Annotated in this window: 13 protein-coding genes, 1 tRNA gene and 1 pseudogene; 7 read left to right on the top strand and 8 right to left on the bottom strand. The window is 70.2% G+C overall.

Translation table 11 applies throughout. The features are described from left to right. The first annotated feature begins 20 nt into the window (after positions 1 to 20). The 3 genes from WYO_RS14370 to WYO_RS14360 are packed head-to-tail and all read left to right on the top strand — an operon-like array spanning position 21 to position 4,089. Positions 21 to 1,922 (top strand): ABC transporter substrate-binding protein, encoded by a 1,902-nt coding sequence (locus tag WYO_RS14370; RefSeq protein ID WP_047170828.1) that lies wholly within the window; start codon positions 21 to 23, stop codon positions 1,920 to 1,922. After that, positions 1,919 to 2,935, top strand: a complete 1,017-nt coding sequence (locus WYO_RS14365) for an ABC transporter permease (RefSeq protein WP_007563620.1) — start codon at positions 1,919 to 1,921, stop codon at positions 2,933 to 2,935. The genes WYO_RS14370 and WYO_RS14365 overlap by 4 nt, the downstream gene beginning before the upstream one ends. A gap of 11 nt (positions 2,936 to 2,946) precedes the next feature. Further along, on the top strand, positions 2,947 to 4,089 hold the full coding sequence (locus tag WYO_RS14360) for an ABC transporter permease (RefSeq protein ID WP_007563618.1): 1,143 nt from the start codon (positions 2,947 to 2,949) through the stop codon (positions 4,087 to 4,089). Positions 4,090 to 4,807: 718 nt separating this feature from the next. Here the strand turns inward: WYO_RS14360 and WYO_RS14355 are convergent. Both WYO_RS14355 and WYO_RS14350 read right to left on the bottom strand, forming a co-directional pair. After that, entirely contained in the window at positions 4,808 to 7,024 is a 2,217-nt protein-coding gene (locus WYO_RS14355; RefSeq protein ID WP_081496980.1) for an HWE histidine kinase domain-containing protein, read from the bottom strand. Between the two features lie 55 nt (positions 7,025 to 7,079). Beyond that, on the bottom strand, positions 7,080 to 7,400 hold the full coding sequence (locus WYO_RS14350; protein ID WP_230364874.1) for a SelT/SelW/SelH family protein: 321 nt from the start codon (positions 7,398 to 7,400) through the stop codon (positions 7,080 to 7,082). Positions 7,401 to 7,581: 181 nt separating this feature from the next. On the opposite strand from WYO_RS14350, the gene WYO_RS14345 reads away from it, so the two are divergent. Beyond that, positions 7,582 to 7,656, top strand: a tRNA-Val gene (locus tag WYO_RS14345). A 159-nt stretch (positions 7,657 to 7,815) separates the two neighbouring features. After that, positions 7,816 to 9,348 (top strand): acyl-CoA carboxylase subunit beta, encoded by a 1,533-nt coding sequence (locus WYO_RS14340; protein ID WP_007563612.1) that lies wholly within the window; start codon positions 7,816 to 7,818, stop codon positions 9,346 to 9,348. 120 nt (positions 9,349 to 9,468) lie between these two features. Here the strand turns inward: WYO_RS14340 and WYO_RS14335 are convergent, their stop codons facing one another. Continuing rightward, entirely contained in the window at positions 9,469 to 9,930 is a 462-nt protein-coding gene (locus tag WYO_RS14335; protein WP_007563609.1) for a hypothetical protein, read from the bottom strand. A 46-nt stretch (positions 9,931 to 9,976) separates the two neighbouring features. Then, positions 9,977 to 10,891 carry a metallophosphoesterase gene (locus tag WYO_RS14330; RefSeq protein ID WP_007563607.1) on the bottom strand — a complete coding sequence of 305 codons (915 nt, stop codon included), beginning with the start codon at positions 10,889 to 10,891 and terminating at the stop codon, positions 9,977 to 9,979. 183 nt (positions 10,892 to 11,074) lie between these two features. Between WYO_RS14330 and hemC the strand changes: the two genes are divergently transcribed. Together hemC and WYO_RS14320 are read left to right on the top strand one after the other, a co-directional pair. Further along, complete coding sequence (gene hemC, locus WYO_RS14325; protein ID WP_007563605.1) at positions 11,075 to 11,998, top strand: hydroxymethylbilane synthase; 924 nt, start codon at positions 11,075 to 11,077, stop codon at positions 11,996 to 11,998. Positions 11,999 to 12,008: 10 nt separating this feature from the next. Next, positions 12,009 to 12,890: a PhzF family phenazine biosynthesis isomerase gene (locus tag WYO_RS14320; protein ID WP_007563603.1), complete on the top strand. Its 882-nt coding sequence runs from the start codon at positions 12,009 to 12,011 to the stop codon at positions 12,888 to 12,890. A 41-nt stretch (positions 12,891 to 12,931) separates the two neighbouring features. Here WYO_RS14320 and WYO_RS32385 read toward each other — a convergent pair whose 3' ends face one another. The 4 genes and pseudogenes from WYO_RS32385 to WYO_RS29035 all read right to left on the bottom strand — a co-directional run. Next, complete coding sequence (locus WYO_RS32385; protein ID WP_007563601.1) at positions 12,932 to 13,066, bottom strand: hypothetical protein; 135 nt, start codon at positions 13,064 to 13,066, stop codon at positions 12,932 to 12,934. 9 nt (positions 13,067 to 13,075) lie between these two features. After that, positions 13,076 to 14,146, bottom strand: a complete 1,071-nt coding sequence (locus WYO_RS14315) for a phytoene/squalene synthase family protein (protein WP_007563599.1) — start codon at positions 14,144 to 14,146, stop codon at positions 13,076 to 13,078. Continuing rightward, positions 14,127 to 15,650 carry a phytoene desaturase gene (locus tag WYO_RS14310; RefSeq protein ID WP_007563596.1) on the bottom strand — a complete coding sequence of 508 codons (1,524 nt, stop codon included), beginning with the start codon at positions 15,648 to 15,650 and terminating at the stop codon, positions 14,127 to 14,129. The genes WYO_RS14315 and WYO_RS14310 overlap by 20 nt, the downstream gene beginning before the upstream one ends. 74 nt (positions 15,651 to 15,724) lie before the next feature. Next, positions 15,725 to 16,775: pseudogene (locus WYO_RS29035) on the bottom strand (hypothetical protein); the annotation flags it as partial.

Below are 16,775 nucleotides of genomic sequence, written 5' to 3'. Positions count from 1 at the left end.
ACCCGAATTGCGATCCCGATGTGGGGCGGGAAACCGGCATCTCCCGCCGCGCCCTGATCGCCGGCCTCGGCGCCGCCGCGCTGCTCTCCCGCCCGCGCCATGCCCGCGCCGACACGCCGCCCGCGGACGCCGCCGCCCCGCCCGAAAAACCCTTCGTGATCGACCTCGCCGCCCGGGGCCGCCGCACCGGCACCGCCGGCGGGACAATCCGGACGCTGATCGCGAAGGCCCGGGATGTCCGCTACCTCTCGGTCTACGGCTACACGCGGCTGGTCGGCTACGATGCCGACCTGCAATTGCGGCCGGACCTGCTCGAGCGGGTCGATGTCGAGGGCGGGCGCTTCACCTTCACGCTGCGCCAGGGCCACCGCTGGTCGGACGGGCACCCGTTCACGAGCGAGGATTTCCGCTACTACTGGGAGGACGTCGCCAACGAGAAGGCGCTGAGCCCCGAGGGGCCGCCGGCCTTCTTCCTGGTGGATGGCAAGCCCCCCCAGGTCGAGTTCCTCGACCCAATGACGATCCGCTACAGCTGGAACCGGCCGAACCCGATGTTCCTGCCGGCGCTGGCCGCGCCGCGCGATCCGCTGATCTACCGGCCGGCGCATTACCTGAAGACCGTCCACGCCCGCTATCTCGGCAAGGAGGCGGCGGACGCCAAGGCCAAGGCGCTGAAGCTGCGCGGCTGGGCGGCGCTGCACAACCGGCTCGACGACAATTACGAGTTGAACAACCCGGATTGCCCGACCCTGCAGGGCTGGGTGCCGCGCACCCGCTCGCCGGCGACGCGGTTCCGGTTCGAGCGCAACCGCAGCTACCACCGGGTCGACACCGCCGGCACGCAGCTGCCCTATGTCGATACGATCGTGATGGATGTCGCCTCGCAGGGCCTGCTGGTCGCCAAGACCAATGCCGGCGAGGCCGACCTGATGTTCCGCGGCCTGTCGATGCCCGACATCCCGAGCCTCAAGGAGGGTGAGAAGGCCCACCAGTACCGCACCAACCTGTGGCCCGTGGCCCGCGGCTCCGAGATCGCCCTCTACCCGAACCTGACCACGCAGGATTCCGGTTGGCGGGCGCTGAACCGGGACGTGCGCTACCGCCACGCCCTGTCGCTCGCCATCGACCGGCGCACGCTCAACAACACGCTGCTCTTCGGCCTGGGCACCGAGGGCAACGACACGATCGTGTCCGACAGCCCGCTCTACGCGCCGGAGCTGCGCACGCTCAATGCCGGCTACGATCCGGCCAGGGCCTCGCATCTGCTGGACGAGATCGGCCTGACCGGCCGCGACGGCTCCGGCATCCGCCTGATGCGCGACGGTCGCGCCATGGAGCTGGTGGTCGACAGCGACGGCGAGGCCGAGATGGTGCTCGACGCCCTGCTCCTGATCACCGAGTTCTGGCGCGAGATCGGCATCCGCCTGGTGACCAAGCCGCAGGAGCGGACCAACCTGCACCGCCGCTCGGTGGGTGGCATGACCGTGATGGTCGCCGCGCAAGGCCTCGACCTCGCGGTGCCGACCGCGATCATGCCGCCGACCGAGCTGAGCCCCGCCCAGCCCGAGCACTACGCCTGGCCGCTCTGGAGCGCCAACGTCGAGAGCCGGGGCAAGTCCGGCGAACGCTGCGACATCCCGGAGGTCCAGCGCCTGCTCGACCTCGACCGTCAATGGCGCGACACCGACGATGCGGAGAAACAGGCCGCGATCTGGCGCGAGATGCTGATGAACCATGCGCAGAACACCTGGGTGATCGGCACGGTGGCGGGCGCGCTCCAGCCGGTGGTCGGAGCCGACCGCCTCGTCAACCTCCCCAAGCGCGCCCTGTATTCCTGGGATCCCACGGCGTTGATCGGCGTGCAGCGCCTCGACGAGGTGTTCTGGGACAAGGCCGCCGACACGCGCGCGGAGGTCCGGTGATCGTTCAGATCCTCCGGCGCGTCGTCACCATGGCGCTGACGCTGCTCGTCATCTCGGCCTTGGTGTTCTTCATCATTAAGCTGCCGCCGGGCGACTACCTGACCAACCGGATCATGGAGCTGCGCGCCAGCGGCGAGGCGGGCTCGGTGGCGAAGGCCGAGCTGCTCATCCGCCAATACGGCCTCGACCGGCCGGTCTGGCAGCAATACCTGATGTGGATCGGCCTGATGCCCGGCCCGGTCGGGTTCTCGGGGCTTCTCCAGGGCGATTGGGGCTGGTCCTTCGAGTACGACAAGCCGGTGGCCGACGTGGTCGGCGACGCCCTGTGGCTGACCCTGCTGATCAACCTCACGGCCGTGGTCTTCGTCCACGTGGTGGCGATCCCGGCGGCGATCTATTCGGCGACGCACCGGCACACGTTCGGGGACGCGGTGGTGACCCTGCTGGGCTATGTCGGCCTTGCCGTGCCCGGCTTCCTGCTGGCGCTGATCCTGCTGTTCTACGCCAACCGCTGGTTCGGCCTGTCGATCGGGGGCCTCTACGATTCGGCGCTCACCAACCAGCCCTGGGACTGGACCAAGATCCGCTCGCTGCTGGCGCATCTCGTGGTGCCGACCGTGGTGATCGGGCTCGGCGGCACCGCCGCCATGATCCGTCGGATGCGGGCGAACCTCCTCGACGAGCTGGCCAAGCCCTACACGGTCACTGCCCGGGCCAAGGGCCTGCCGCCGATGCGGGCACTGCTGAAGTACCCGTTCCGGATGTCGTTGAACCCGTTCGTGGCCGATATCGGCAACCTGCTGCCGCACCTCGTCTCGGGCTCGGTTCTGGTCTCGCTCGTGCTCAGCCTGCCGACGGTCGGCCCGCTGCTGCTCGAGGCCCTGCGCAGCCAGGATCAGTTCATGGCCGGGTTCATCCTGATGTTCGTCGCGGGCCTCACGCTAGTCGGCATGCTGATCTCCGACCTGATCCTGGTCTGGCTCGATCCGCGCATCCGCATGGGCGCCCGGTGACGGGACCGATCATGCCAGAGACGGCCCGCGGCCACTTCGTCGATCCGGCGCCGTTCGAGCCGCAGGCGCTCGGCGAGAACCCCGCCGGCAGCGCCTCGGCGTGGCGGCTCATCGTTCGGAAATTCCTGCGCCACCGGATCGCCGTGGCCTCGGCGCTGATCCTGCTCGCGCTCTACGCCACGGTGCCGTTCGTCGAGATGCTCGCACCCTACGGGCAGGCGCGGCGCAACGGCGACTTCCTGCACGCACCGCCCCAGGGCGTGCACCTGTTCCACGATGGGCGCTTCCTCGGGCCTTTCGTCTATCCCTACCGGGCGCAGCTCGACCTCGACACGTTCCGGCGCGACTACGTGGTCGATGCCGGCAAGCCGCAGCCCCTGCGCTTCCTCTGCCGCGGCGACGGCTATGTCTGGCTCGGCCTGATCCCCACCGACCTGCACCTCGTCTGCCCGCCGAAGGACGGCACCCTGTTCCTGCTCGGCACCGACCGGCTCGGGCGCGACCTGTTCTCCCGGATGATCTACGGGGCGCGGGTCTCCCTCACCATCGGTCTGGTCGGCGTGGCGATCTCATTCACGCTGGGCATGCTGTTCGGCGGGATCGCCGGCTATTTCGGCGGGATCGTCGATGCCGGCGTCCAGCGCCTGATCGAGGTGGTGCGCTCCCTGCCCGAGCTGCCGCTCTGGCTCGCGCTGTCGGCGGCCCTGCCGCCGAACTGGAGCCCGCTGCTGGTCTTCCTCGGCATCACCGTGATCCTCGGCCTGCTCGACTGGCCGGGCCTCGCCCGGGCGGTGCGCGGCAAGCTGCTGGCCCTGCGGGAGGAGGATTTCGTCCAGGCGGCCGAGCTGATGGGCGCCTCGCCGGCTCGGGTGATCGGCCGCCACCTGATCCCGAACTTCATGAGCCACCTGATCGCCTCGGCGACCCTGTCGATCCCGACGATGATCCTGGGCGAGACCGCCCTCTCCTTCCTGGGCCTGGGCCTACGCCCACCGGTGACGAGCTGGGGCGTGCTGCTCAACGAGGCGCAGAACCTGGCGGCGGTGCAGCTCTATCCCTGGCTGCTGCTGCCGGTCCTGCCGGTGCTGGTGACGGTGCTCGCCTTCAATTTCATGGGCGACGGCCTGCGGGACGCGGCGGATCCGTATCACTAGCGGGCGGTATCGGGTTTGGAACGCCGATCCCATCCACGCCCTCCTCCTGACGGGCCCGGTGATTGAAAATCCCTGGGCCGCGAATCGTCCTCCCGGTTATTCCGGACCGGCAGGTCATCGCCCGTACAACGGTTGCCGCAGAGAAAGACTGAACCCGACAAACATACGATCCGTCAGATCCCATTCATGTTGCGGAGCCTTAAATCAATTCGAACGGCTGGGCATATCCGAGACGGCCGAGCAGCATCTTAAGAACCTTTTGCCGTTCGACATTCCCAGTGATTTCAGATTGATGAAGATTATTATAGAACGGGGGATTATTTTATGCGAGCTTTAATCTTTGCGGCTCTTGCGGCCGTGTCGGGAACAGTTCCAGCGCTGGCATATGATTCTGACAGAGAGCGTGAGTTGAATGTCTTGAAAGACATTGCGTCGAGCCAGCGGGAGCAGGTTGCGTTGGCGCGCGAGCAAGCACAGCGCGATCGCGAACGGGCGTGGCGCGATGGCAATGCCCGTGTGAATGCCAGTCAAGCGGCGCAAAGCTCCCCCTGCGGCGATCGGCACTGATCGCCCCCCCTCCGCGCATCCTGCTTCGGTTCGGTACGCCGCCTATGCGCAGCCGGAGGATGTCTTCCCATCGCGGCGCGCCGGATCAGGACGGGCTTCCCTCCGAAGCGAGCGAAGGGATTCGCGCCGCGCCGGCGGCGTGGTCGCGGGCCTACCCAGCCAGCGGCAGCGGCGCGATCCGGGCCGGCGCCGCGGCGCTCTTGCGCTCCAGCAGGCCCGGCGGCGGGACGGGCGCATCGATCGTGCAGATCACGCCGGTCTCCTCGTAGGTCAGGGTCACCTCGCCGGCCAGCTCGCGGGCGAGGCTGCGCTCGATCAGGCGTGAGCCGAAGCCCGTGCGGGTCGGCTTCTTGACCGGCGGGCCGCCGCGCTCGGCCCAGCGTAGGTACAAGCGGATCTCGGCTTCGCGCCGCACGGTCCAGGAGATCTCCACCGTCCCGCCCTCGATCGACAGGGCGCCGTATTTCACCGCGTTGGTGCCGAGCTCATGCAGCGCCATGGCGATCGACAGAGCGAGCCGCGGCGGGAGTCGCAGGGCCGGGCCGACGACCGAGAAGCGCGATTCGTGGCCGTCGCCGGATTCGAGCGGCCGGATCGCGTCCGCCACCACGGCCGACAGCTCCGCCCCCTCCCAGCTCTCCCGGGTGAGCACGTCGTGGACCCGGGCGAGTGCCAGGAGCCGCGCCTCGAACGCCGCCCGGGCGGCGTCGGCCTCCGGGCCTTCGAGGTTGCGCAGGGACTGGCCGGCGATCGACTGGACCGTGGCCAGGGTGTTCTTCACCCGGTGGTTCAGCTCGTGGATCAGGAGCAGCAGGTGCTCCTCGGCGAACTTCGCGTCGGTGATGTCGATGTTGCAGCCGGTATAGCCGAGGAAGTTCTGATCATCGTCGAGGCGCGGCACGCCCTCGCAGCGGAGCCAGCGCACGGCCCCGCCCCGGTCGATCACCCGGACCTCGGTGCGGAACGGCGCCCGTGCCTCGAACGCCTCGGCGAAGGCCGCGCGGAAGCTCTCGAGGTCGTCCGCATGGACGATCCGCTCCCAGCCCTCGTTGGTGAGATCCGCCGCCGGGATCCCGAACATGTGCTCGAAATGGAGGTTGGCGAAGCTGACGCCGCCGCTCTCGTCGGTCATCCAGATCAGTGCCGGCGCGGAATCGGCCATGTGCCGGAACCGGGCCTCGCTCTCGCTGAGCGCCGTGAGCCCGCGCCGGGTGTCGGCGAGCGCCCGGTCGCGCTCCGCCTCGCGGGTGCGCAGCCGCAGCGACGCGTCCGACAGCACCGCCCCGAGCCGCTGGATCTCGTGGACCGGCGACGGCACCCGGGGGATCGCCTCGCCCCGCGACAGCGCCGGCCCGGAGGCCGCCAGCAGCCGCAGCGGGCGCGAGACCCGGGACCAGAGGTTCACCGCCAGCACCGACGAGGTGGCGAGCACCAGCAGGCCGAAACCCGCGAAGGCCCAGACCCACCGTCGCACCCGGGCGTCGACCAGCGCCTGCGGGATGCTGGTGGCGACCATCCAGCCGGTCAGCCGCGAGCGCGCCTCGATCACCACCACCGGCTTGTGCTGGCGGTCCTGTCCCTCCCAGACCCCCGGCGTCGCCGTCTGGACCTGGCGCAGGCTCGCCAGCCGGGGCTTGCCGACCACGGAATCCGGGTCCGGCAAGCGGGCGAGGACGATCCCGTTCCGGTCCGAGATGCCGGTGGTCCAGCCGGGCACCACCTCCCGGGACAGGATGCCCTGGAGCCGCGACAGCGGCACGGTGAAGCTCAGGATGTAGGCGACCTCGCCCTCGACCATCACGGGCACGCCGACCGCGTAGGTCGCCTCGGCCGGGGTCGGGCCCGGGATGTAGCCGCTGACCATGGCGCGCTGGGCACCCTTGGACAGGTCGGTGTCGAACGGCAGCGGCATCATCGGCATCGGCGCGCCGCGGGGCACGCCGGTATTGACCACCTCCTGCCCGTTCGGCCGCCGCAGCAGCACGTCGAGGTCGATCGACTCGCGCACCAGGCGGGCCTGCGCGTCGAACGCCTCGAAATCGCCCTGGCGGATCCGCGGCGAGGTCGCCAGCGTCTGCAGCACCGAGACCAGGCCGGCGGTGTCGCGATCCAGAGACAGGCCGATGCCGCGGACATTCTCGCGGGCATCCTGCTCGAAGCGGGCGCGCTCGGCCGAGGCGTAGCGCATCAGCAGGATGCCGGTGAACAGCAGGCCCGGCCCGATCAGGGCGATCACCAGGGCGATCAGGTAGACCTGGGTCGAGAAGCCGTTGCGGCCGAACCGGTAGAGCCGGCGTGCCAGCCATGATCGGCGTGCGGGTTGGATCGCCGGGACGTTCACACCCTCGGCCTCCTGCTCCGGGCTCAAGCGGCGCCCGTCCCCGGCACGCGGTGCCCCGCGGGCTCCTCGCCGTTCCCTCGCTTCATGACCGGTCGATATGGCCGAGATCGCGCTCCGGGTCGAGGTGGTCGCGCACCCTCTGCTTGAGGGCCTTCACATCCGGAAACCCGCCGTCGCGGACCCGCTCCCACAGCAGCACGCCCGCGATCTCGATGCGGAACGCGCCGCCGGTGGCGGGCACGAGGGCGACTTCGCCGAGGTCGTCGCGGAAGGTCGAGAGCAGCTCCTGCGCCATCCAGGCGGAGCGCAGCAGCCAGTTGCACTGGGTGCAGTAGGTGATCGCGACGCGCGGCCGTGCCGTGCGCGCCGCGCCCTCCCCCGTCACGTCGCTGTCGGGCCGCACGGCCGCGTGCTCCTCGTGCATGCGGCCACAGCGCATTGCGGCGTGGTTCTTGTCAACCTTGCAAGCAGTGCTTGACGTTTCGGGTCGGCACGCCCTAGAAGGCCCGGCATCCGGTCGCCGCCTGCTCCAGGCGTCGCCGACCGCGTTGGTTCCGCCCCCGGGTCTCGACCCTTGGCGGCACGGACGGTTAGCACAGCGGTAGTGCGTTCCCTTCACACGGGAAAGGTCGCAGGTTCGATCCCTGCACCGTCCACCATTCTCCTCCCTCCCCCCGAAGGTCCGACGCGCGAGACATTTGCGTCGGTTTGCCACCCGAAACGCCCGTGCTAAGGCCGCGTGATCGGTGAACGCACAAGCTTCGACCCGGCATCAACCGGGCTAGGGCGGCACGAGCAGGGTAAGGGCGGGAACAGCCATGAAGGACATCCTCGACAAGCTCGCGGAGCGACGGGCCCAGGCGCGCCTGGGCGGCGGCGAGAAGCGCGTCGAGGCCCAGCACAAGCGCGGCAAGCTCACGGCGCGCGAGCGGATCGAACTCCTCCTCGACCACGGGTCGTTCGAGGAATTCGACATGTTCGTGCAGCACCGCTCCACCGATTTCGGCATGGAGAAGCAGAAGATCCCCGGCGACGGCGTGGTCACCGGCTGGGGCACGATTAACGGCCGCACGGTCTTCCTGTTCTCGAAGGACTTCACGGTGTTCGGCGGCTCCCTGTCGGAGGCCCACGCTCAGAAGATCGTGAAGGTCCAGGACATGGCGCTGAAGATGCGCGCCCCGATCATCGGCATCTTCGATGCCGGCGGCGCGCGCATCCAGGAGGGCGTCGCGGCGCTCGGCGGCTACGGCGAGGTCTTCCGCCGGAACGTGATGGCCTCGGGCGTGATCCCGCAGATCTCGGTGATCATGGGCCCCTGCGCGGGCGGCGACGTCTACTCGCCGGCCATGACCGACTTCATCTTCATGGTCCGGGACACGAGCTACATGTTCGTGACCGGCCCGGACGTGGTGAAGACCGTGACCAACGAGGTCGTGACCGCGGAGGAGCTCGGCGGCGCTAAGGTCCACACCACGAAATCCTCCATCGCCGACGGCTCGTTCGAGAACGACGTCGAGGCGATCCTCCAGATCCGTCGCCTGCTCGACTTCCTCCCGGCCAACAACATCGAGGGCGTGCCCGAGATCGAGAGCTTCGACGATGTCGACCGGCTCGACATGTCGCTCGACACCCTGATCCCCGACAACCCGAACAAGCCCTACGACATGGGCGAGCTGATCCGCCGGGTGGTCGACGAGGGCGATTTCTTCGAGATCCAGGCGGCCTATGCCCGCAACATCATGACCGGGTTCGGCCGGATCGAGGGCCGCACCGTCGGGTTCGTCGCCAACCAGCCGATGGTGCTGGCCGGCGTCCTCGATTCGGACGCCTCCCGCAAGGCCGCGCGGTTCGTGCGCTTCTGCGACGCCTTCGCGATCCCGATCGTCACCTTCGTGGACGTGCCGGGCTTCCTGCCGGGCACCGCGCAGGAATATGGCGGCCTGATCAAGCACGGCGCCAAGCTGCTCTTTGCCTATTCGCAGGCGACGGTGCCGCTGGTGACGATCATCACCCGTAAGGCCTTCGGCGGCGCCTACGACGTGATGGCCTCGAAGCATGTCGGCGCCGACCTCAACTACGCCTGGCCCACCGCCCAGATTGCCGTGATGGGCGCCAAGGGCGCGGTGGAGATCATCTTCCGCAGCGAGCTCGGCGACCCGGAGAAGATCGCGGCGCGGACCGGCGAGTACGAGGACCGGTTCCTGTCCCCCTTCGTGGCGGCCGAGCGCGGCTACATCGACGAGGTGATCATGCCGCACTCGACCCGCCGCCGGATCGCCCGGGCGCTCGGCATGCTCCGCACCAAGGAGATGGAGCAGCCCTGGAAGAAGCACGACAACATCCCGCTCTGAGGCGGGGATACGGGCGGACCTCAACGGGTCCGCGCGTGTCTCGACCGTGCGCGCGCCCCCTCCCGTGCACGAGAGGGCGCGCGTCGCGTCTGAGCCAGCCTTTGGGAAACCTGTCGCGCCTCAGCTCCGGTCGCTGTGCTCGATCACCGCGCAGAGGGTCAGCGGCCCCTTGTCGGGCGAGACCATCGCCGAGCAGGTGATCCGGGCGCCGCCGAGATCGACGTTGCTGTGCCGCAGCCGGACGGCCGCGGCCTGGGCCTTGCGCGCCGCCTCCGTGATGGTCGCCGCATCGATGCCGGTCACGGCGTGCCCGGCCCGGCCGAAGGTCTCATAGTAGACGTCCGGCGGGCTGGCGCCGCGATACTGGGCCCCCACCGAGGACAGGTCCGGCGCGCCGCAGGCGAGGCTCAGGGTCATGTCGGGGCCGACGGTGAAGTTCGCGTAATCGCTGCGCCGCTCGGTCGCCTTGGCGGCCGTCTCCGCGGTGACCTTGTCGATCAACGTGTCGCAGGATTGCGCCCAGGCGGAATGTGATCCGGCGCTGAGGACGACCAGGGCGAGGACGGGGAGGAGTGCACGCATCCCGGCGAGGTAGCGCCGGGCGACGCGAAAACGAGCGGCGCGGCGTTCAGGCGCGGGGCGGCTCGGAGGAAGTGCCCAATTCCAACAGAACGATCTCTGGCGGCACGCCGAACCGGACCGGGATCCGGCTCATGCCGAAGCCTCCGGACACGATCAGGTGTCGCCCATCCTGGATGACGTGGCCGTAGGCGTAATCGTGGCCGCGGACCCGCCGGATCGCGGGCGAGTGCCCGAACAGGCGGACTTGCCCGCCATGGGTATGGCCGGCGAGCGTCAGGGAGACCCGGTCGGGCACGTCGGCGAAGATGTCGGGCTCGTGGGCCATGAGGATCACCGGCGCCTCGTCGGTGATCGTGCCGAGGGTCGCGGGCAGGTCGTCGAGCCCCTGGTCCCAGCTGTTGAAATAGGGCTGCTGGTCGGCGAGCCCGGCGAGCCAGAAGGGCCGCCCGTCCTTCACCAGCCGCACCGCCTCGTTCTCCATCACCGGGATGCCCCGGGCCTCCAGCAGGTGCTTGACCGCCGGCGAGCCCCGGCGGGAGCGCTGGACGGCATGGTCGTCCCACCAATCGTGATTGCCCAGGATCGCGTGGGTGCCGAGCGGCGCCTTCAGGCCCTCGACCATCCGGGCGAACTGCTCGAGGGGCAGCTTGCGCCAGGCGATCTTGCCGGCCGGGTAATCGCCGAGCATCAGCACGAGGTCGGGCTTCAAGGCGTTGGTGGCGTCGATGATCTCGGCCACCCGGTCGAACGGCATGTACGGTTCGCAGATGTGGAAATCGGCGAGCACCGCCACGCGCAGCCGCAGGGCCGGGTCCCAGCGCGGCAGCGTCGGCGCGTAATGCGTCACCACCAGCCGGTGCAGCGGCTCGACATCGACCGCGTAGACCCCCGTCGCCGCCACGAGGCCGGCGCCGGCCCCGAGTCCGGTGAGGAACTGCCGTCGGCTCGGCACGATCAGCATGGGGCGTCCAGAAGCTCTCGAAGTGACCTGCACGCCGCTAAGCGCGCAGTCCGGCGAAACCGGGGCGGCATCAGCCTGACACGCGGACGCTTCAGCGAGTCTGAATCCCGCACCCGGCGATGGCCTGCGGCCGCGGGCGGGCTATAACGCTCGGACAACGCCGCAAGAAACGTCCGGACCCCCATGTTGAACCGCCCCCTGCGCATCGGCACCCGCGGCAGCCCGATGGCGCTCGCCCAGACCGGGATGGTGCGCGACAAGATCGTGGCGGCCAATCCGGGGCTCGAGACCGAGCTGGTGGTGGTGACCACGGTGGCCGACAAGATCCTCGATCGCCCGCTCTCGGAGATCGGCGGCAAGGGCCTGTTCACCAAGGAACTCGAGCAGGCGTTGTTTTCCGACGAGGTCGATGTCGCGGTCCATTCCATGAAGGACGTGGAGACCTGGCTGCCGGACGGGTTGGCCATCGCCTGCATCCTGGAGCGCGACGACCCGCGCGACGCCTTCCTGTCGCCGCACGCGGACGGGCTCGCGGGCCTGCCGGAAGGTGCCCGGGTCGGGACCTCGTCTCTCCGGCGCGGGGCGCAGGTGCTGATGCACCGGCCGGACCTGAAGGTCGTGCCCCTGCGCGGCAACGCCAACACGCGGATGCGCAAGCTCGAATCCGGCGAATGCGACGCGACCCTGCTGGCGCTCGCCGGGCTGCAGCGCCTTGGCCTGCAGGACATGGCCCGCAGCATCCTGTCGGTGGACGAGATGCTGCCCGCGGTGGCGCAGGGCGCACTCGGGATCGAGTGCCGGGCCGACGACGCCGCGATCCGCGACCTGCTGGCGCCGATCGCCTGCGCCCGCACCACCACTGCGATCGCTGCGGAACGCGCGCTGCTCGCCGAACTCGACGGCTCCTGCCGGACGCCGATCGCAGCCCTGGCGCAGATCGACGGCGACCAGCTCAAGCTCGACGGGCTGCTGTTCCTGCCCGACGGCAGCCGGCACTGGGCCGTCTCCCGGCAGGGCCCGGCGGCGGAGGCCGAGCGCATCGGCCGCGAGGCCGGCGCCGTGCTGAAGGAGGCGGCCGGAGAGACCTACACGCGCCATCTGCAGTGAGGAGCGGCTGATGCCGGCGGTGACCCTGGTCGACGTGTTCACGCATGACGGACGGGGCGGGAATCCCTGCCCGGTGATCGCGGATGCGCGGGATCTCGATGCCGACGCCATGCGGGCGGTGGCCGGGCGCTACGGCCACGAATCCGGCTTCGCGCTCCCGGCGGAGGATGCCGCGCACGATCTGCGCTTGCGCTTCTTCGTACCGAACCACGAGATGGAGATGTGTGCGCACGCGACGATCGGCGCGCTCTGGGTGCTGGCCCGGGAGGGCCGCTTATCGGGCGAGACCGTGCGGATCGCCACCGGCAGCGGCTCGGTTACCGGCTTCGTCGCGCCGCGCGCGGACGGCCAGTGGACGGTGGAGATTACCCAGCCGGCGGGGCGGGTGACCCCGCTCGCGCCCGAGCCGGAAGCGGCGGTGCTGGCGGCGTTTGGCCTGAACCGGAACGCCCTCGCCGACCGGCCGATCCACAACGCCGTGACATCCCGGGTGAAGACCCTGGTGCCGATGCGCGATCAAACCGCGCTGAACGCCCTGGCACCGGACCAAGCCGCGGTGGAGGCCGCGTGCACGCGGATCGGATCCACCGGCCTCTACCCCTACGCAGTGCTCGACCGCGATGCCCGAACGTTCGAGGCGCGGCAATTCCCTCGTTCCTCCGGCTACCCCGAGGATGCCGCAACCGGCATCGCGGCGGCCGCCCTGGCTTTCGGGCTGCTGCAGGATGGGCTGATTGCACCGGACGACCGGCCGATCCGGATCTTCCAGGGCCGAGCCATGGGCCGCCTGTCCGAGATCCGGGTGCGCCTGGGCTTCGCGGACGGCCGCGCTATTGGGTGCCTGCTCGCCGGCGACGTGGCGCTTGCTGAGGTGCATCAGGCCCAGGCCTGAATGCGTGGGCCAATCGCGACCGTCTCGCTATCGCGACGAGATCACTCCCGATCGTCACCCTGAGCGCGATCCCGGCGGATGCTGCGTCGGACGGCGATGAGCTGCCAGAGGCCGATCCCGAGGGCCAGGGCGAAGACCAGCCCGATATCGAAAGCCGCGAACAGGCCGTCGCTCACGTGCCGGCCTCAGGACGGTGCGGAGCGGCCGAAGGCCTCGCGCTCGCGCATCCGCTCGATCAGGTCCAGCACGTGCACCACCCGGCCGCCCACGTCCCACCAGGGCCGGAGCGCCGTCCGCCTGCGGTCGGGAACCGGCACATGCGCCATCACCGCGTCGATCAGGAACGCCACTTCCGGCAGGGGCGGTGCCGCGAGGCCCGGCGTCGCAGCACCGGAGCGCAGGGCGCGGGCGATCAGGGCGAGCTTGCGGGTGGTCCGGACCCGGGCGCGGTTCGAGACGGAATCGTGGTCCTGCCGGGCCACGACCCGGCCGATCTCGGCATAGATCAGCGCCGCCGCGCGGATCGCCGGGCGGCAGGGCGCCGGCAGCGCCGCGATGCCGGCCTCCGCTCGCCGGTAGAGCCCATCCGCCTCGGCAAGCAGCCGGGCGACGACGCCCGCCAGCGCCGGGCTCGGCCGCGGATCGGCGAGGAATGCGTCGGGGTCGAGCCCGGCCGCGACCATCCAGTCGAGGGGCAGGTAGAGCCGGCCCATCCTTGCATCCTCGCCGACATCGCGGGCGATGTTGGTGAGCTGCATGGCGGCGCCGAGATCGCAGGCGCGGGCGAGCGCATCCGGGGCGCGCGCGCCCATGATCAGCGCCATCATGGCCCCGACCGAGCCCGCGACCCGGGCGGCGTAGCCGTGCAGCGCGGCCAGGTCCGCGTAGCGCCGCCCCTCCGCGTCCCAGGCGAACCCCTCGATCAGGGCGCAGGGCAGCGCTTCCGGGATCGCATATTGGCCGACGATCTCCGAGAAGGCCCGGTCGGCCGGCGTATCGGCGGGTGCGCCCGCATAGGCCAGTGCGACTCGGCGGCCGAGGCGCGCGACCGCGTCGCGTCGGTCGGAGGCGTTGGGCGCCTCGTCGACGAGATCGTCGGAGAGGCGGCAGAAGGCGTAGAGCCCGTAGGCCGCCTCGCGCACCTCGCCGGGCAGCAGCTTCCCGGCAGCGAAGAAACTCTTCGAGCCGGCGCGGATCGCAACCCGACAGGCGGTGCGATCCGCGGCTCTGGCGAATTCAGGCGGAAACGCGGGCATCCGGAACCACCAGATCGAGGATTCGGGCGGAGGAGAGCACGCCGGGCAGACCGGCCCCGGGATGCGTGCCGGCCCCGACGAGGTACAGGTTGCGCACGTCGCTCGACCGGTTGTGCGGCCGGAACCACGCGGATTGGGTCAGCACCGGCTCGAGGCCGAAGCCCGACCCGCGATAGCTCTGGAAATCGTCCTGGAATTCCCGGGGCGTCGTCACCTTCGAGGTGACGATGGCGTCCGACAGGCCGGGGAGGACGCTCGATTCGAGCATCTCGGCGATCCGGCGCCGGTACGGCTCGGCGAGGGCGCGCCAATCCTGGCCGCCGGCCAGGTTCGGCACCGGGGCCAGCACGTAGAAGGCGTCGCAGCCGGGCGGCGCCAAGCTCGGATCCGTGGCGGTGGGCCGGTGCAGGTAGAGGCTCGCATCCTCGGCCAGGACCTTACGGTCGAAGATATCGGCGAGCAGCCCGCGATAGCGCGGCCCGAGCAGGATCATGTGGTGGGCGACATCCGGGTAGCGCCGCTTCGTGCCGAAATACCAGACGAACAAGCCCATGGAGGAGCGCGCCCGCCGGAGCCGCCCGGGGCTCCAGCGCCGGGGCTTCGACAGCAGCCGCGCATGGGTCACCGCCGAATCGGCGTTCGAGACCACGAGGTCGGCCGCGATCGTCTCGCCGCCCGCGAGCTCGACCCCGGTCGCGGTCCCGTCCTCGACCCGAATGCAAGCGACGTCGACGCCGAGCCGGACCCGTCCGTTCTGGCTGCGGATCAGCCGGACCAGCCCGTCCACCAGTTTCCCGGTCCCGCCCATGGCGAAATGGACGCCCCAGCGCCGCTCCAGATCCGCGATCAGGCAGTAGATCGCGCTCGCCCGGAACGGGTTGCCGCCGATCAGGAGCGGGTGGAAGCTGAATACGGTGCGCAGCCGCTCGTCGCGGATGAAGCGCGCCACCACGGCATGGACCGAGCGGTGGCCGGACAGGCGCAACAGGTCCGGGGCGATCTTCAGCATCGAGCCGACGCTGCCGAACGGGACGTGGCCGAGCTGCTCGAAGCCGATCCGGCAGACCGCGCGGCTATGCGCCATGAACCGGTCGTAGCCGGCGACGTCGTCAGGGGCGAAGCGCGCCACCTCGGCGCGCATCCGTTCGGGATCGCCGCTATACTCGAAGGTTGCGCCGTCGGCGAAGCGGATCCGGTAGAAGGGATCGATCGGGACCAGCGTGACGTCGTCGGACAGGCGGCGGCCGGCGAGCTGCCACAGCTCCTCGAAGAGCTGCGGCGCCGTCACGATGGTCGGGCCGGCGTCAAAAGTGAAGCCGTCCTGGCGGTGCACCCGGGCCCGGCCGCCCGGCTGCTCGAGGCGTTCCAGTACGGTGACCCGGTAGCCCCGGGCCCCGAGCCGCACGGCAGCGGCCAAGCCGCCGAAGCCGGAGCCGACGACGACCGCGTGGGGCCGCCGATCCGTCTCCTGCCGTTCCGACGGCTCGACCGCGAGTGTCAACATAACTTGACACTATGCCGGGGATTTCTCCGTAAGCAAGGGCGAAACGTCGATCTGCCCCCGCCGATGTCTCGGTCTCAGAACTCGCCGGCCAGACCGGCCCGGACACCGACATTGCTCTCGCCGGCATAGGCGACACCGGCGGTCACGGCGATCGGGACACAGCAGGTCGGCAGCCGGTGCGCGACGGCGACACCGCCGGCCCATTCCCCGCGATAGGTTGCGCCGTTGGTCGCCCAGGTGGTCTTGCCGGGGGCTGACGGCATCGGCGCGGTCGCCATCGCGATCGCCATGGCCACACCCTGACGGGCTTCCTTGCGGGTCTGAACTGCGTAGCGCTGCATCGTGTCGGTCTTGGCCTCCAAGTTGTTCACCTGGGACTGGACCGAATCGATCCGGTTGCCGAGGCCCGCGATGGTGGAGGGACCATAGGCCGAGGCGGCGAGATTGCCGGCGGCGTCGGTGGTAACGAAGTTGGTCGCGCCGCTTTGGGCCGCGGCGCTCGCCTGTGATGCGACGCCCGCCAGGGTGTAGGTGTTGGCGGCATTGCCGATCGCCACCTGGTTGGCCTGGGTCGTCTTGACGTTGGCGCCGATGGCGATGGTGTTCGCCTGATTGGCCGCCGCGCCATTGCCGAGCGCCACGCTGTTGTTGCCGGCGGCCGAGGCCGCCGCACCGATCGCCGTGGATCCCGTGCCCGTGGCGCCGGCGACGAAGCCGAGCGCCGTGCTGCCGGCCCCCGACGCCGCCGAGGCCGTACCGACCGCCGTGCCGCCGAGCCCCTGGGCGCTCGCCGCGTAGCCGACGGCGACGCTGCCGGTATTGACCGCGGCCGCCCCGGTGCCGACGGCAGTCGAAGCCGTCCCGGCCGCGCTCGATCCGAAGCCCACCGCGAGGGCGTCGGCGCCCACGGCGCTCGGTGCGGCCTGACCGCTGGTGTTGTTGGCAGCGACACCCGTGGCGCTGGAGAGCTGGGAAAGACGAAGATCGGCGACGATGGTCTGGCCCTGGGACTGCGTGACGTTGCCGGTGACGATGTAGATGCCCGGACCGGAACCACCGACGATCGAAGTGCCGCCCGTACCACCGGTCCCACCGCCCGTAGCGCTACCGCCGCCGCCGGTGCCG

It is taken from the genome of Methylobacterium sp. GXF4 (assembly GCF_000272495.1).
In the GTDB taxonomy this organism is placed as follows: Bacteria; Pseudomonadota; Alphaproteobacteria; order Rhizobiales; family Beijerinckiaceae; genus Methylobacterium; species Methylobacterium brachiatum.
This window is presented reverse-complemented; position numbering and strand designations above follow the sequence as displayed.

Excerpts from the sequence above, each read along its gene's own strand:
- WYO_RS14360 (WP_007563618.1), top strand. The coding sequence starts at position 2,947 with ATGCCAGAGACGGCCCGCGGCCACTTCGTCGATCCGGCGCCGTTCGAG.
- WYO_RS14340 (WP_007563612.1), top strand. The coding sequence starts at position 7,816 with ATGAAGGACATCCTCGACAAGCTCGCGGAGCGACGGGCCCAGGCGCGC.
- WYO_RS14335 (WP_007563609.1), bottom strand. The coding sequence starts at position 9,930 with ATGCGTGCACTCCTCCCCGTCCTCGCCCTGGTCGTCCTCAGCGCCGGA.
- WYO_RS14330 (WP_007563607.1), bottom strand. The coding sequence starts at position 10,891 with ATGCTGATCGTGCCGAGCCGACGGCAGTTCCTCACCGGACTCGGGGCC.
- hemC (WP_007563605.1), top strand. The coding sequence starts at position 11,075 with ATGTTGAACCGCCCCCTGCGCATCGGCACCCGCGGCAGCCCGATGGCG.
- WYO_RS14320 (WP_007563603.1), top strand. The coding sequence starts at position 12,009 with ATGCCGGCGGTGACCCTGGTCGACGTGTTCACGCATGACGGACGGGGC.
- WYO_RS14315 (WP_007563599.1), bottom strand. The coding sequence starts at position 14,146 with ATGCCCGCGTTTCCGCCTGAATTCGCCAGAGCCGCGGATCGCACCGCC.
- WYO_RS14310 (WP_007563596.1), bottom strand. The coding sequence starts at position 15,650 with ATGTTGACACTCGCGGTCGAGCCGTCGGAACGGCAGGAGACGGATCGG.